This window comes from Staphylococcus muscae (assembly GCF_003019275.1).
Lineage (GTDB): Bacteria > Bacillota > Bacilli > Staphylococcales > Staphylococcaceae > Staphylococcus > Staphylococcus muscae.
This window is the reverse complement of record NZ_CP027848.1, coordinates 1,815,367-1,831,510: the sequence shown is the minus strand read 5'-3', so window position 1 is coordinate 1,831,510 and position 16,144 is coordinate 1,815,367. Positions and strand designations below refer to the sequence as shown.

The 16,144-nt window shown below is 37.1% G+C and carries 16 protein-coding genes; 6 read left to right on the top strand and 10 right to left on the bottom strand.

Features of this window, described 5'->3' with window-relative positions; genetic code table 11:
* The first annotated feature begins 72 nt into the window (after positions 1–72).
* The 6 genes from queC (at position 73) to C7J88_RS09005 (ending at position 3,730) form a co-directional block, all read left to right on the top strand.
* Entirely contained in the window at positions 73–741 is a 669-nt protein-coding gene (queC, locus tag C7J88_RS09030) for a 7-cyano-7-deazaguanine synthase QueC (protein ID WP_095115519.1), read from the top strand.
* Entirely contained in the window at positions 741–1,169 is a 429-nt protein-coding gene (gene queD / locus C7J88_RS09025; protein WP_095115517.1) for a 6-carboxytetrahydropterin synthase QueD, read from the top strand. Before queC ends, queD begins: the two co-directional genes overlap by 1 nt.
* Positions 1,170–1,886 (top strand): 7-carboxy-7-deazaguanine synthase QueE, encoded by a 717-nt coding sequence (gene queE, locus C7J88_RS09020; protein WP_095115515.1) that lies wholly within the window; start codon positions 1,170–1,172, stop codon positions 1,884–1,886.
* Positions 1,887–1,963: 77 nt separating this feature from the next.
* Positions 1,964–2,650: a hypothetical protein gene (locus tag C7J88_RS09015; protein ID WP_095115513.1), complete on the top strand. Its 687-nt coding sequence runs from the start codon at positions 1,964–1,966 to the stop codon at positions 2,648–2,650.
* A 363-nt stretch (positions 2,651–3,013) separates the two neighbouring features.
* A complete protein-coding gene (locus C7J88_RS09010; protein ID WP_249027472.1) occupies positions 3,014–3,400 on the top strand; it encodes a hypothetical protein in 387 nt (128 codons plus the stop codon).
* 72 nt (positions 3,401–3,472) lie between these two features.
* Positions 3,473–3,730, top strand: a complete 258-nt coding sequence (locus C7J88_RS09005; RefSeq protein WP_095115509.1) for a GlsB/YeaQ/YmgE family stress response membrane protein — start codon at positions 3,473–3,475, stop codon at positions 3,728–3,730.
* Positions 3,731–3,774: 44 nt separating this feature from the next.
* On the opposite strand, the gene C7J88_RS09000 is transcribed toward C7J88_RS09005, so the two are convergent.
* From C7J88_RS09000 to C7J88_RS08955, 10 genes are all read right to left on the bottom strand, one after another.
* Positions 3,775–4,401 (bottom strand): TetR/AcrR family transcriptional regulator, encoded by a 627-nt coding sequence (locus C7J88_RS09000; RefSeq protein WP_095115507.1) that lies wholly within the window; start codon positions 4,399–4,401, stop codon positions 3,775–3,777.
* Between the two features lie 7 nt (positions 4,402–4,408).
* Complete coding sequence (locus C7J88_RS08995) at positions 4,409–5,515, bottom strand: ABC transporter permease (RefSeq protein ID WP_095115505.1); 1,107 nt, start codon at positions 5,513–5,515, stop codon at positions 4,409–4,411.
* 1 nt (position 5,516) lies between these two features.
* A complete protein-coding gene (locus C7J88_RS08990) occupies positions 5,517–6,236 on the bottom strand; it encodes an ABC transporter ATP-binding protein (protein ID WP_095115503.1) in 720 nt (239 codons plus the stop codon).
* A 140-nt stretch (positions 6,237–6,376) separates the two neighbouring features.
* Positions 6,377–7,387 carry a glycosyltransferase family 2 protein gene (locus C7J88_RS08985; RefSeq protein ID WP_095115501.1) on the bottom strand — a complete coding sequence of 337 codons (1,011 nt, stop codon included), beginning with the start codon at positions 7,385–7,387 and terminating at the stop codon, positions 6,377–6,379.
* Between the two features lie 184 nt (positions 7,388–7,571).
* Positions 7,572–8,918 carry a hemolysin family protein gene (locus C7J88_RS08980; protein WP_095115499.1) on the bottom strand — a complete coding sequence of 449 codons (1,347 nt, stop codon included), beginning with the start codon at positions 8,916–8,918 and terminating at the stop codon, positions 7,572–7,574.
* A 341-nt stretch (positions 8,919–9,259) separates the two neighbouring features.
* On the bottom strand, positions 9,260–11,164 hold the full coding sequence (locus C7J88_RS08975) for a PTS fructose transporter subunit IIABC (protein ID WP_095115497.1): 1,905 nt from the start codon (positions 11,162–11,164) through the stop codon (positions 9,260–9,262).
* 1 nt (position 11,165) lies between these two features.
* Positions 11,166–12,089 (bottom strand): 1-phosphofructokinase, encoded by a 924-nt coding sequence (gene pfkB, locus C7J88_RS08970; RefSeq protein ID WP_095115495.1) that lies wholly within the window; start codon positions 12,087–12,089, stop codon positions 11,166–11,168.
* 2 nt (positions 12,090–12,091) lie between these two features.
* Positions 12,092–12,841, bottom strand: a complete 750-nt coding sequence (locus C7J88_RS08965) for a DeoR/GlpR family DNA-binding transcription regulator (protein WP_095115493.1) — start codon at positions 12,839–12,841, stop codon at positions 12,092–12,094.
* Between the two features lie 398 nt (positions 12,842–13,239).
* Complete coding sequence (gene ybaK / locus C7J88_RS08960) at positions 13,240–13,722, bottom strand: Cys-tRNA(Pro) deacylase (protein ID WP_095115491.1); 483 nt, start codon at positions 13,720–13,722, stop codon at positions 13,240–13,242.
* 18 nt (positions 13,723–13,740) lie between these two features.
* Positions 13,741–16,050: a CDP-glycerol glycerophosphotransferase family protein gene (locus tag C7J88_RS08955; RefSeq protein ID WP_095115489.1), complete on the bottom strand. Its 2,310-nt coding sequence runs from the start codon at positions 16,048–16,050 to the stop codon at positions 13,741–13,743.
* Positions 16,051–16,144 lie beyond the last annotated feature (94 nt).

Sequence of the window (16,144 nt, the reverse complement as noted above, 5' to 3'; positions counted from 1 at the left end):
TTAGATACTTACTTTAAAACACCCTTTTTAAATCGCTCGGAATGCTCTCAAACAAAAAGGAGCGACATCAACATGTCAAATGCACTGAACCAAGAAAAAGCCCTCGTTGTTTTCAGCGGTGGCCAAGACAGTACGACTTGTCTTTTTTATGCTAAAAAACATTTCAAAGAAGTAGAACTTGTCACATTCGAATATGGACAACGTCATGCAAAAGAGATAGAAGTTGCCAAAACAATTGCCAAAGATCAAGGATTGAAAAATCATATTTTAGATATGTCACTATTGGCACAGCTTTCACCCAATGCCCTGACATCATCAAATATCGACATTGATACTTCTGACGACATACCAAACACCTTCGTCCCAGCACGTAATTTACTCTTTTTGTCATTTGCCGGTGCATTGGCTTATCAAATCAATGCTAAACATATTATTACTGGTGTGTGTGAGACGGATTTCTCTGGTTATCCAGATTGTAGAGACCAATTTATTAAATCGATGAACGTCACGATGAGCTTAGCAATGGATCGAGACTTCGTCATTCATACGCCACTGATGTGGTTAGACAAAAAAGAAACTTGGGCACTTAGTGATGAACTGGGCGTATTAGACTACGTACGCAATCAGACTCTCACATGCTATAACGGTATCATAGCTGATGGATGTGGCACATGTCCTGCTTGCCTACTTCGTCAACGAGGTTTGGAACAATATCTTAATGAAAAAGGAGTACGTCAATAATGATGCAACAAATTTATCCGAGTATCGATCACCCCTACACATTTGAATTAAACAAAGACTTTAACTTTTCTGCAGCACATTATATCCCTGCGCCAGAAGCTGGTAAATGTATGCGCACGCACGGCCATACGTATTTCGTCAACCTTACAATTGGTGGCGATGCACTTGATGACACAGGATTTTTAATCAATTTCAGTCATCTCAAAGCACTCATACATGATCAGTTCGATCATTATTTGTTGAATGATTTACCCTTGTTCGAAGGTAAAAGTCCTTCTACTGAAGTTGTCGCACAAACGATTTATGAAATTGTCGAAAATCATCTTGCCGAACTGCCACACAATCCTAAGTGTCTACAAGTCTTTCTGCGTGAGACACCTTCAAGCTATGTTGTCTATCGTCCAAAACGTGTAAAGGAGCACAAGTAAATGACTGCGATAATACCTGTACTTGAAATTTTCGGTCCTACCATTCAAGGAGAAGGCCAAGTTATCGGTCGTAAAACGATGTTTGTTCGCACGGCAGGTTGTGACTTTCGATGTAGCTGGTGTGACTCTAAATTCACATGGGATGGTTCCATGAAAGATGAGATTCAAATGATGACAGCCGAAGAAATTTGGGAACGTTTGACAGAAATAGGCGGCGAATGTTTTGATCATGTCACAATTTCAGGTGGAAATCCTGCACTTATCAAAAATTTACAAGCTTTCGTCGATTTATGTGAAACAAAACATATCCAACTTGCTTTGGAAACACAAGGAACTAAATTTCAACCATGGATGCGCCAAATACACGATTTAACAATCTCTCCAAAACCACCTAGCTCTGGAATGAATCAAGATTTATCACAGTTGGATACTGTTATTACCCAATGTGTACCGACATCGTTAAGTCTGAAAGTGGTTGTATTTGATGAAGCAGACTTAACTTTTGCACAAACAATTCACAAACGTTATCCTAAGACACCATTTTACCTTCAAGTTGGTAACCCTTATCTTGAAGACACCGTTGAACATCATACAGAAAGACTTTTAAATCGCTATGAATGGTTGATTAACAAAGTTATGTCAAATCCGACGTTGAATCGCGTTCACGTACTACCTCAATTGCATACATTGTTGTGGAGTAACCTTAAAGGAGTGTAAAATAAGTAGTACGAAGTTGTGGTAAGAACAGTTCGTCTATATTAACATGTGATTTCAACATATATAGGAGTGATACTATGCGACGTACAGAACGTTCCGATATTTATCCAAGAGTCGAAAAAGTTTTAGACGATGGTACGATTATTGCTTATGACAAACGCAATCAACTGAATACTGATCTCAACATACACACGTTAACTGATCAGCAACAATACGATGTTTTTGGTGGCATTCTGATTAAAAATACTGCGCAACAGCAACCTACTCAAGATTATGAATATTTGCGCCAAAAAGACATAGAGCTTCAAAAAACAAATCGCAAAAATAAGTGGTTGCTCGTTGTCTTTGTCATTTCGCTCTTCGTTATCGCACTATTTTTATTTGAGTCATGTACAAATGATACAAATCCTGAGTTGAACTCAGAAGAACAAAATCAAGCTACGAATGAAGAACTGTTACAACAAAAAGATAATGAATTACAACAGCAAATTAAAGAAACTCAAGATAGCATTGCCTCTAATGATGCAGAATCTCAAAGTAAAATTGATCAATTGAAACAACAAATTCAAGAACTACGAAATGACATCGATAGCAAAAAAGCAGACCAAGTTGCCAATCAATATGACGATACGGTTGATAACTTACAACATGCTGAAGATGAACGACAAAGTGGTAATCTAGACAAGATGCAAGAGCAACTCGATCGCGTTAACACAAAACTCGATGAAATCACTAAAAAAATTAGTGACTGGTTTAATAATTAGTATAAAAGATGAAGTTTCCAGTTCGAGAAACTTCATCTTTTTTTGTACACTATTTCATCTTTATATCGAAAAATGTTACAAGTTATTTCTACTTTTTACATGCCAACTTATATTTACATTGTTATAATGTAGAAATGAAATGCAATGAGTTAGGAGAATAACATGGCCGCTTTTGTCACTATAAATAGTATTGTTGTAATTGCTATACTCGTTTTTGACTTATATCGACATCAATTTCAGTCATTACACTTTAGTAGTGTATTGCTCGCTATTACAATAAACGGTTTTATTAATTTAATCTTATTGGGGAAACTTAACTTTATATCTATATTTACTGTGCTAATGTATTGTATCTGGACAGTTTTGCAATATTATCTAAACCATTACTATCATCCTTTCGCTCTGACACAACAAAAGTTTTTAACAGGGATTCTGACGATTATGATAAGCATCTCACTTGTTGTCGTAGATCAAACAGCTGATCAGTCATTCTATATGTCTGTCCCATACCTTGCACCTGCCATTTTTACTTTTGGTGCGATTCTATTATTTTCTAGCACCTTCAATTCAGGATGGTTCCAACAATTGTATCGCCGTCTCAAAATAAAACAACCACTTTTGATAGGGACACTACTTATTCTAATTGCAATGATTGTGATCGTTGCGCTGACACCTTTTTGGTATATATTCATCTTGCTATACGGTGGGCTTGCCTTCATCTTATGCGTAGAAAAATTATTTATTTTATAATTTAATGATTAAATCTTTGCTCACCGGGTATATCAGTATTATCATAAAGATTAAAATACAAAGGAGGCTATTATAATGGGCTTTATTGTCATGTTAATAGTTGGTGGTCTCATTGGTTGGGCTGCCGGAGCAATTTTAGGAAAAGACATCCCAGGTGGGATTTTAGGTAATATTATCGCTGGTTTACTCGGTTCTTGGGTAGGCGGTATGTTCTTAGGCGCATGGGGACCATCATTCGGTGGTATCTATGTATTCCCAGCATTGATCGGTTCAATTATCTTTATCGCAGTTGTATCACTTATTTTAGGTGCACTTCGCGGTAAAAAATAAGCGATGATATAACAAAAACGGTTTGCGTCTGCAAACCGTTTTTGTTATTGACGTAAACTTTTAATAATTTGAGCTTCTACCATTTGTAGTTCTGCTTCCGTATCCCCTGTTTTAATCGAAAAGATTTGTGTTTGTAATACATATGTGAACAGTGGCGCAATAATTGTTCGTACACGATCGGCTTGAGTAAGGTTTTGATTCATTTTTTCATCAGCATCTAAAATTTTATTGATATGATAAAATAAATCTGGCATTAACTTTTGAAAATTCATTGCCATTGCATTCCTCAAGTTCGGTGAAATCAACACTTCCTGCAAAATAATTTTAAGGAAATCCACATTTGATGATACAAATGCGTAACGATCTCTGACAATAAAACGAATTAAACTTTCTAAATCTTCTTGTTGAGATAAACTTTCTATAAACGGCTTCCCTACAATCTCTTTTAAAGGTTCAAGTAACCCCATTAACAATGCTTCTTTTGTACTAAAATATTTAAAGATGGTTGCTTGACTAATCCCTGCTTCTTTCGCAATTTGTGCTGTGGATGTTGCATGGTAGCCTTGCTCCGAAAAAAGTTTAATCGCTGCTAACATCGCTTTCCTTTGTCCAGGTGGCATAGAAGTACTTTCTAATTGTTCTTTAAATGTTGGAAATTGGTTTGTATTCATGTTCTCATTATACCTTACGATAACGTTTTAGAACAATGATATTCAGTACAGTTAAAACAACTAAGAAGAGCATTAAAATACCTAAGTCTCCTATCATTTTATCCCATCCATTCCCCCAAAGAATAATTTGTGATAACGCATGACCTGAATATGATAATGGCAAAATTTTACCAATGATTTGAACCCAATTTGCCATATTTTCTAAAGGAATAAGTCCTGAGAAAAAGAGCTGTGGCATAACAACTAAAGGAATAAATTGCATCATTTGGAATTCTGACTTAGCAAGTGTTGACATCAAAATACCAAATGCTAAGGCAACCAATGCTAAAACAAAGTTTACGAATACAACATAAGCAATATTTCCGACCACTTCAATTTTCAATAAAGTAATTGTTGCAAAAACAATGACTAACGTTTGAATAATCGCTAAAAATCCATAACTGAGCATGTAGCCAAATACGATATCTGAACGACGTACAGGTGTAGCTAATAGACGATCTAACGTACCAGATGTTCGTTCTTTAAGTAATGCCATACCAGAAATTAAAAATACAAAGAAGAAAACCATAAAGCCCATCAATACTGGAATCATTTTAATAAAGAATCCTGAATCTTCATCACCATAATCATAGTGTTCATCTATCGAAACAGAAGGCTTTTGTAATTGATTTGCTGCGTTCGGATTTGGACTTGCTTTTACCATATCTTGTACTTTTTCAGTCATCTCTTTTACTTGTGTTGCTGTTAGTGATTGTTTAAAGACTTGTTTACTCATTGCAGTCTTGGAAGCATCTCGGTTTGCATAAATAACACTAAAATTTTCATTATCATCTGTTTCAACAATCGCATCCACTTTTTCTTTCGTAAGTGCTTTTTCAGCTGTTTCTGTACTATTATATTTTTTAGCCGTTACATGATTCACATCGTTCATCGTTGATACGATATTTTGGTCGACACCTACTACTGCCATATTCACTTCTGTTGTATTGTTTGCTGTAAACATCACATTCATCAGCCACATGATAAATATCGGAGCAACAAACATTAATGCAAGTGTACGCTTATCTCTAATCAATTCTTTAAATACTTTTTTCGCAATCGCAAATGCTCTCATGTTAATGTCCTCCTTCTGCTTTCAAAAATGCTTCTTCGACAGTGTTTACTTGATATAAATCTTTTAGACGTGCAGGTGTATCAAATGCAATAACATCACCATGTAATAGTAATGCTACTTTATCTGTAAGTTCCGCTTCATCCATAACATGTGTCGTAATCAAAATACCACAGCCTTCTCGACGTAAAGCATCCAGTTCTTTCCATATCTTTCTTCTTAAAGATGGATCAATTCCAACTGTCGGTTCATCTAAAATCAATAATCTCGGCTTTCCTAAGAGTGCTATCGCTAAAGATAAACGACGCTTCATACCACCTGAATAACTCCCTACCCTTTTATTCAGGTGATCTGTTAATTCTACTACTTCCGACACATGCTGGATTTGTTGCTTTAATTCTTCTTTTTTAATCCCCTTCATTTGACCAAAAAACACTAAATTTTCTTTCGCTGATAGCGCCTCATATAAAGCATCAGATTGTGCCATATAACCAATATCTGCAAGGATTTTTCGATTCGGCATAGAAATGTCTAATACAAATGCTTCACCGTCATCTGCCTTTTCCATACCGAGCACTGTTTTAATTAATGTTGACTTCCCCGATCCTGACGGGCCAATCAATCCGATGATTTCACCACCTATTACATCAAGTGACACGCCATTCAATACAACTTGTGAATCAAATGCTTTCTTCAATTTATTAACTTTAATCATCTTTTCCATTATTTACACCTCTTCCTACTAAAGTGAGTAATCACTCACTAACTAATTACAGTATAGTGAGTGAACACTCACCTGTCAACTATTATTACATAAATAAAAAGCCTTACGAAAAGACATCATCTTTTCATAAGACTTCAATATTATTTAGACACGCTGTATTGTTTCTCTTCCATATGACTCGTATATGAGACTTTATATAAATCTTCAGATGGTCGGTCAACATTCGCGGCACGTACGATATAGTTTGGGCGTTGTTTCACCTCATAATAAATACGCCCGATATATTCGCCGATTACTCCGATAGAAATCAATTGAATACCACCCATAAATAAGATTGCAGCAATCATCGTGACGTATCCAGGAACAGAGACGCCGTGTAAAAGTGTATCAATCAACAAATAAATAATATAAAGTAGACTTAAACCAAAAACCGATACGCCTAAGTAAATCATCATGCGAAGCGGTTTATTGTTAAAAGAGATAAGGCCATCAATGGCATAGTTGAGTAAGCTTCTAAACGACCATTTTGATTCGCCCGCTTCTCGCATCACGTTGTCATAACTGATGATTTTTGTACTATAACCAATCCATGCAAAAAGTCCTTTTGAAAAACGATTATACTCACGCATACTAACAAGAGCACATACTGCACGCTGACTTAACAAACGAAAGTCTCCAATACCGTCTACCAATTCAATATCTTCAACCCAATGATTAATCATCTTATAATACAAGCGTGTCATCCACTTGCGACTCGCTGTTTCACCATCACGATTGCGCTTTGCAACTACTTGATCATAACCTTCTCCATATGCCTTAACCATATCGGGAATCATTTCTGGGGGGTGTTGTAAATCGGCATCAATCATCACAACCGCATCGCAATCCACACTATGTTCAAAACCTGCAATCATCGCAGCTTCTTTGCCAAAGTTACGGCTAAAAGAAATAAACTTCACAACGGGGGATTGTGTTGCTGCTTGTTGCAAAATATCGATGGTAGTATCTTTACTACCATCATCTACAAATAATAAATCATATGTGTATCCTTGTTTTATCGCATCCGCATCTAAAATCTCTTGTAACTTATCTATCGTGCGTTGTAAAACGGCTGTTTCATTATAACAAGGTACAATTACTCTTACTTTCACTTTCAGTACACCTACTTTATTATTCTAATATCTATCATCATTCATTTCTATTTCAATTTTTACTCTACCCAATTCACTCATCATTATAACTTGTATTTAAAGATTTACACAGAAAAAACCTATTAAACAAAAAAACACCACTTTTGATTCTCATTACAAAAGTGATGTTCTTTGTTTCTATCTATTAATGTTCATCTTGATCATCTTCATCCATATTTTTAGGGCGTTCTGCATTATACTCATAACGCAGTAAAACATGAATAATTTGGTGATTTTCAATCTCTGAGATGACCCAACGATCAAATACAGTATCTACAAAGTCATCTTGTTCTAAGTTTGTATTTTGTGCTTGCAACCAGCCACCAATTGTGTCGATATCTTCTGAGTCTTCAAATTCAATATCGTACTGTTCTTCAAGGTCGCTTAATAAGACACGTCCATTGATTTGATATGTCTTTTCATCTAATTGTACAATGTCATTGACTTCATCATCATCAAACTCATCTCGAATTTCGCCAACGATTTCTTCTAAAATATCTTCCATCGTTAAAATTCCAGCTGTTCCACCATATTCATCGATAATCAAACTGATATGCACATGTTCTCGTTGCATGCGAACGAGTGCATCACTAATACGCGTTGTTTCAGAGATCATCGGTAATTCATGAATATAATCACTCGTTTTAATTGGAACACCTGAAGCATATTCTGTTAAAAATTCTTTTACATTGATAAACCCTTTAATATGGTCTTTGTCTCCATCTTCAGTAATTGGATAGCGTGTAAACTGATGTTCTTTCACCGTTTCCAACAAGTCATCCACATTAAATGGTTCGTTTAATGTCACCATTTGCGTTCGTGGCACCATGATATCTTTGGCATGTCGCTCATCGAATGAAAAGATATTTTGCATATATGCGAGTTCTGTTTGGTTAATTTCTCCACCGTGATAGCTATTATTCATAATGATTTTTAGCTCTTCTTCTGACATCGCTTCATTCGAATCGTTTGGATCAACACCAAACATGCGAATAATCAAGCGAGCTGAACCGTTCATCAACCAGATGAGTGGCTTCATCACGAATCCAAAATAATAAAGTGGGCGTGCATAAAGTAATGCAATGCGCTCAGTATATTGAATTGCCAATGTTTTAGGGGCTAACTCACCGACAACGACATGGATATACGTCACAATTGTAAACGCTGTGATGATTGATATTGTCGTAACAAGTGCATCCGGGATATTAATCAATTCAATGATTGGATGTAGAAGACGTTCAAACAATGGTTCCCCTAACCAACCAAGTCCTAATGATGTGACTGTAATCCCCAACTGACAAGCTGAAAGATAATAATCTAAGTTGGAAATCATCTTTTTCACAACCCGGGCATTTCCGTTCCCTTCACCGATCAATTGTTCAATTCTCGTCGCACGCACTTTCACTAAGGCGAACTCCGAACCTACAAAGACGGTTGTCAATGCAATTAATATAAAAAATATGATTAAATAAATTATGGTCGTACTGTCCAATTAGTTCCCTAATAACTAGGGATTCACCTCCGTTAAATTAACACCACTCAATAGAAAGTGATGTCGTCATGTTTTTGTCTGTGACAGATATTTTCTGATACATAAAACGTACTAAATCCTTCCCATTGAGCTACCTCCAGACATAAAAATATTAATTTTATCATACCACAACTTATTATGAATTTATACAGAAGAATATGGGATGTAATTAAAAGTCATACATAAGTTGTTGCTGACCGTTAAGTATACCCGTAGATAACAAGTTAAAAACGAGAAATCTAGAGTGATATCAGGAAACAAAAAAGAGACTGGTCCATGACTCAGCCTCTTTTGATATAACCTTAAATTGTTGGTGTATCTGTTGGTTTTTTCTTCAATAAACCGTACATAACTGCACCGACTAAAGAACCGATTAAGATTGCAATAATTGTAAACAATGAATGGCTCCAGTCTGTACCGAAGATTACTACAAGTCCACCGTGTGGCGCTTGGATTTGAGAACCAAATAATAATGCTAATCCACCTGCGATACCTGATCCAACCATCATTGATGGAATCACACGTAATGGATCTGCTGCTGCGAAAGGAATGGCACCTTCTGTAATGAAGCTTGCCCCCATTACAAAGTTAGGAACGATAGAACCTTTTTGCGCTTTTGTAAACTTGCTACCGAACATTAACATTGCAAGTGCAAGTGCGATTGGTGGTACCATACCGCCGACCATTGCTGCTGTAATTGGTTCTGGATTACCTGCTGTTAATGCTGCTGTACTAAATACATATGCAGCTTTGTTGAATGGTCCACCCATATCGATGGCCATCATCGCACCAAGTACGACACCAAGAATAACTACGTTTGTACCTGATAAACTATCTAAACCTGAAATTAATGCATTGTTCAACCATGCTGCTGGTGTATTAAAGATATAAATCATTGCTAGACCAGTCACCGTTACTGAAATTAACGGATAGATTAATGTTGGTTTTAAACCTTCGAGCATTTGTGGGAAGTTCTTTGTTGCTGCTTTAATACCTTCTGTTAAGTAACCTGCTAAGAAACCTGCAATAATACCACCGATGAAACCTGATCCACCTGATACGGCTAACATACCACCGACAAGACCAGCTGCGAAACCTGGTTTATCAGCGATACTACGTGCGATGTAACCAGATAAGATAGGAATGATTAATGCAAAGGCACTCTTACTACCAATTTCCCATAATGACGCTGCAAATGCATTATAATGTGCACTTTCTGGATCAAAGGCATTTGGATGGAACATGAATACGATCGCCATTAAGATACCACCCGCGATAACAAGCGGTAACATATTTGATACACCATTCATTAAATGTTTGTAAATGGTTTTACCGATACCTAATTTTTCATCATTATCTTTTGAAGTGCTCGCACCTTTTTCAGCTACGAATGGTTTTCTACTTTTATCTAATGCTGTGTTGATTAATTCTTCTGGACGTTTGATACCGTCTGCCACTGGTACTTGTATGACATTTTTACCGTCAAAACGATTTGTCTCTACATGTACATCTGCTGCAACGATGATGCCATCTGCTTTTTCAATATCTTCAGATGTTAAATGGTTTTTAATGCCACCTGCACCGTTAGTTTCAACTTTAATTTGTACACCCATTTCTTCTGCTTGTTTTTTCAAAGCATCACGTGCCATAAATGTGTGTGCAATACCTGTTGGACAAGCTGTCACAGCAAGTACATATGGTTCACTTGCATCTACGTCAGATGGTGCCACTACTTCGTCTTCATCTGCTACTTCGTCATCGGCTTTATTAATAATCGCTAACACTTCTTCTGGAGACTCAGCATGTAATAAAGCTTCACGCACTTTGTCATCCATTAAAATCCCTGATAGTTTTGCAAGCGCATCTAAGTGTGTTTGTGCGCCTGATGCTGGTGCAGCAATCATAAAGAATAAGTGTGCAGGCTGCATATCAAGACTTTGATAATCAATTCCCGCTTTAGATTTACCGAAAGCAATTGCAGGTGTGTCTACCGCTGCTACTTTTGCATGTGGAATAGCAATCCCTTCACCAATTCCTGTTGAACTTTGTGCTTCACGTGCGTGGATTGCTTCTTCAAAATCCGCTAAGTTGTTCAATTTTCCTGCTTTATTCAATTGTTGTGCTAACTCTGAAATTGCTGCATCTTTTGAAGTTGCTGCAAGATCCATTGCAACAGTATCTTTTGTCAATAATTCTGTAATTCTCATATTACCCCTCCTCATTCAACTGTGTAATGCTAATATTTTCCAATAATGTATCAATCATCGAACGCTCCGCTAAGTCATCGTTAAATGCTGTCGCTGAACCTGATGCAATTGCTAATGCTAATGTTTCTTGTTGAGATAATGCTTGTGTAAAACCAGCCACCATACCAGCAACTGTACTATCGCCTGCACCAACCGTATTGATGACTTTCCCTTTTGGCGCCGAAACCTTATATGCTTGTGATGCATCAATGTAGACTGCACCGTCTCCACCAAGAGAAACCAGTACTGCTTGTGCACCTTTATTTAATAACTTACGTCCGTATTTCAACACATCTGCATCAGACGTAATTGTCGTATCAAACATTTCTTCCAACTCAACCTTATTAGGCTTAATCAATCGTGGTGCATACGGTAAAATACCTTCTACTAAAGACTTCTCCGCATCTACAACAAACTGTGCGCCCGTTTCTTGTACAATTTTTGCCATATCTGCATAAATTGTTTTCGGTACACTACTTGGTACACTTCCTGCAATGACAACAATATCTTCTGATGTCGTTTGTCGAAGCTGTTCTAATAAAGCCTTGATATTGTCTTCTGTAATCGTTGGTCCTGTCGCATTGATTTCTGTTTCTGAACCACTTTTCAACTTCACATTGATTCGTGTATCTTCATCCACTTGTGTAAAAGCTGTTTGAATACCTGCAGAAGTTAATGTATCTTCTACAAACCTTCCTGGGAAGCCACCTACAAAACCAAGTGCTGTTGATGGCACATCTAATGTCTGTAACACACGTGATACGTTAATTCCTTTACCACCTGCAAACTTTGCTGTTGCAGTTGTGCGATTTAACGCCCCCGCTTCAAAATCATCTACAAACATCACATAGTCAATCGATGGATTTAGCGTCACTGTATAAATCATAGTCATCCTCCTAGAAGTTCTATATTTGCTGTTTTTAATATTTCTTTGCCACGCTGACGACCAAGTTCCGATGTAATCACAATAGGTGGTTCTACTGCCTTTACCGTCGCAAAATGCGTTTGATAAAACTTCGATGCATCCGCTAGCACATACGTTTGTTGACTTTGTTGTATCGCTACTTCTTTCATTAATGCTTCTCGCTCATCCGGTGTCGTTAATCCCGTTGCAACATCAATCCCATTAATACCAAGAAACACCTTGTTGAAACAGTAGTTTCTTAGAAAGTTCACAGCACGGGTCCCAACAACCGCCATCGTTGTCGATTTCATTTCACCGCCGACAATGTAAGTACGAATTCCTTGTTTCAACAGTGATTCAACATGTGTTAAACCATTCGTCACTACTGTGATATCTGTTGCACTAATATAAGGAATCATTTCTAGTGTTGTTGAACCGGCGTCCAAATACACACAATCATTATCATTGATCAGGCTAGCTGCTTGTTTAGCAATCTCAATCTTTTCTTCAATATGCTGAGTGCGTTTGATTGATAATTCCGGCTCGACTCCTGAATCTATCAACTTTGCACCACCATGCACACGTGTCAGTAAGCCTTCCGATTGAAGCTTCGTCAAATCACGACGAATCGTTGATGCACTTGATCCCGTATAATCCATCAACTGCTGCAAACTTAAAAAGTTATGTTGCCCTAAAACATCAATAATCAAAGCATGTCGCTTATCTGTTAGCATCTAACCACCTCAATTCTCTTACAGTATAATGTATTCGTTTTCAAAATTCAATCACAAACAATCATTTTCATTCATATTCAACCATTCAAAGTCACAAAAATGACATAGACCGTTCAATTTCGATCATATAATCTTATGTATTTACAAAAAATCTGTGATAAGGATGTAAAGGAGTTATTACACAATGACAATACAATCAATAATTTTTAAAAATGCTGGCGAATACTCAGAAACCGAATATGATTGCGATCATTCAGTTGGTGCTGATATAAGTAAAACAATTCAACATTATTACTGTGAATCTCAATCTATCAAAAGGTAAAGAAAAAAATGAACTGCCCCTCAAAAGTTAGATTTTAAGTCTAACTTTTGAGGGGCAGTTCAAACGTCTCTTGTTATTATTCTGTTACTGCAACTGCCGCCACTTGTGCTTCTGCTGCATGAATTAAATCATCCGGTGCAACACCCATTTGCACGCCACGTTGACCAGCACTGACAAAAACTTGATCAATGTGCTTAATCGATGCGTCGATAACGGTTGGGAACTTGGTTTTCATGCCAATTGGTGAACATCCACCTCGAATGTATCCCGTTACTTTTTTCAAATCATCAAGCGGCATTAAGTTTAGTTTCTTCTCATGGACACTTGCTGCCGCTGCCTTCATATCAAGATGCCCCGAAACTGGAATGACAAACACAAAATAATCTCGCTTACCGTTTGTGAGTACGAGCGTTTTAAATACTTGTGCTTCCTTGGCACCGATGCGTTCTGCCACTTCCGAACCTTCAATATGTTCTGCATCCACTTCGAATGTCCGCATTTCATAATCTATTTTTGCACGATCTAATCGTCGCATTGCATTTGTTTTTTTCACTTTCATCTTTCTTACACCTCTTACTCAAAGTTGCCAAATTGCTTTTGCTACGACGTCATCCGATGTCTCAGTATCATAAGTCATAAATTGTTCAATCAATGTATGATGATCTACCGTTTCTATTTGTTGAATTATGTCTGTCACTTTTTCCACATCTGGTTTCACATGGTGTATAGACGTCAATTGAGTGACATCAAAATAAAATCCTACTTCTTGTCCATATGAGACTGTATCTTCATCTAAAACTAAGATTGGACGTTGTAAATGTGCGTAATCAAACATCGCAGAAGAATAGTCCGTCATCAGAATATCTGCTAACAAATATAACTCTTGAATATCTACTAAAGCATTGTCAAAACAATGAATACGTTCATGCATCGCTCGATATGTTTGATAGAGATCTCCTTCATTTGGATGCAGTTTGACAATTATTTCATAATGAGATGGTAATCTCTCTAACAATGACACCAAATCTAACTCGGATACACTACTCCGTGTTTCTTTACGCCATGTTGGGCAAAATAGAATGTATCGCTTCTTATCGTCTTTGTTAAATAAATATTTCTCTTGCACCGCTTCACGCTCTTTATCATCTTGTCGATGACGAATCAAATAACTATTGCGTGGTGCTCCGTATGGGAAAACACGCAATGATGGATGTACATTCAAATCAAATGCTGACGTAACATAACGCTCATATAGACGAGACACAGTCAACAAAATATCCCACTTCAACATATTCGGTTTAAATCTTTCAGCTTGACGCTGTCGTTCTTCTGGGTTCATTAAATCATTGACCATTCGTTTTAATGGAAAACCATGCCATGTTTGAATCACTTGTTGATCTTTTTGTTTCGTTAATTTATCCCACAAGTTTCCGTTAATAATCACATACCTACACTGATTAAATGCTCGAATATACGCTCTAGAACCAAAACGAATAGGCACCATACCGTATGAACGTATTTCCATTTCTACAAGTTCATTCTGTGCGCTCACAAAAATCGTAACGTTAGGATATTGTCGTTGCAATGCTAAAGCAATATACTTAGGGTCTCCCGAAAAGTTTTTTCCATGAAATGACTCAATAAATATAGCATCTTGTCGTACTATTTGTTGTCGATAATTTTTTAACCGATTTTCAGCCAATAGAGCTACTCTCACTGTTCTTTGTGTCCAAACATTATTACGTATTTTCTGTGGCAGCGATACTTTACGCTTAAGCTTGCTCAGAAATCCCCGACATTGTCTCAACCAAAATTGTTGTTTTGACGTTATTTTGGGTTTGGCGATATCTGATACATCAATCGTATGCAATTTCGCGAGTTGCATCACTTGTTGGACGAGCTGTTCACCGTAACCTTCATTTGAAAATTGTGATGCATATCTTTGCTGATCTTCTTGTTGGTGCAATGACGAATATCCTTGACTAAAGGCAGTCATCATCACATCAAAATCAGTTGATAAATCTTTTTCAATAAAGTCAATCGCATGATAATCTGCATATATATCATGCAACACGTTATCTTTTCCAGGATAAATCAATGCTCTATGACCTGTGGCTACTGATTCTAGAATAGAATAACCGAGAGTTTCATATGGTGATGCAGACAAATAAATATAATGCGCGGGTTCTTTTTCATTGATATGGACGTGCTCATGTAGTTCATAATAGTCAATGAGCTTTTCATATAAAGAATGCGAAGGGCCATATCCATGCAAATAGAGATGTAACGCTTTTTCACCTCGTGTATGAACAGCATAACGCATCAATTTCAACGCATATGATACCCCTTTAACCTCATCTTCAAAGCGCACTTTCATAAATAAATTTTTGTTCGCAACATAAGGTTCCACTTTCCATGAAATATGCGATGTATTCACATACATTGGAAAAACATAAGGATAATCATATCGTTGCTTAAATTCTTCAGCGATTTGTTGCGTACTGACACGGATCACATCGATTGCTTCTAATGCAAGATCCGTTTGATTGGATATATAAGCAAGCGGGCCATGCACTTCTCCGAGAATTCGAATACGTGCATCACAATGCTTCACTTCACGTGCCATATTGAAAAAGCTTTCCCTCGTGAAAATTAGCAAATCAGTATCAAGCAATGATTGGATACCACGGAAGGCAGTAACTTTTACCCCTGCCAAGGCATTACCGTCCGATGCTTTTAGGCTTTGTAAATGGTGTTGCTGAAAACTGATATAGTTCACATAAGTCACTTCATAACCTTCCGCTACTAATGCTTGCACAAGGTTTAAATTGCTTCGTGACGTTCCACCTTTTTGAAAGATATTGTACCCTAGTATTTTGATGCGCATCGTTCAATCGCTCCTCTTATCTCAATATTTGCACTCATTATACCACGAACTATTTTTATGGTGGTTGCTAACCTACTCCACATAAAAAACGAGA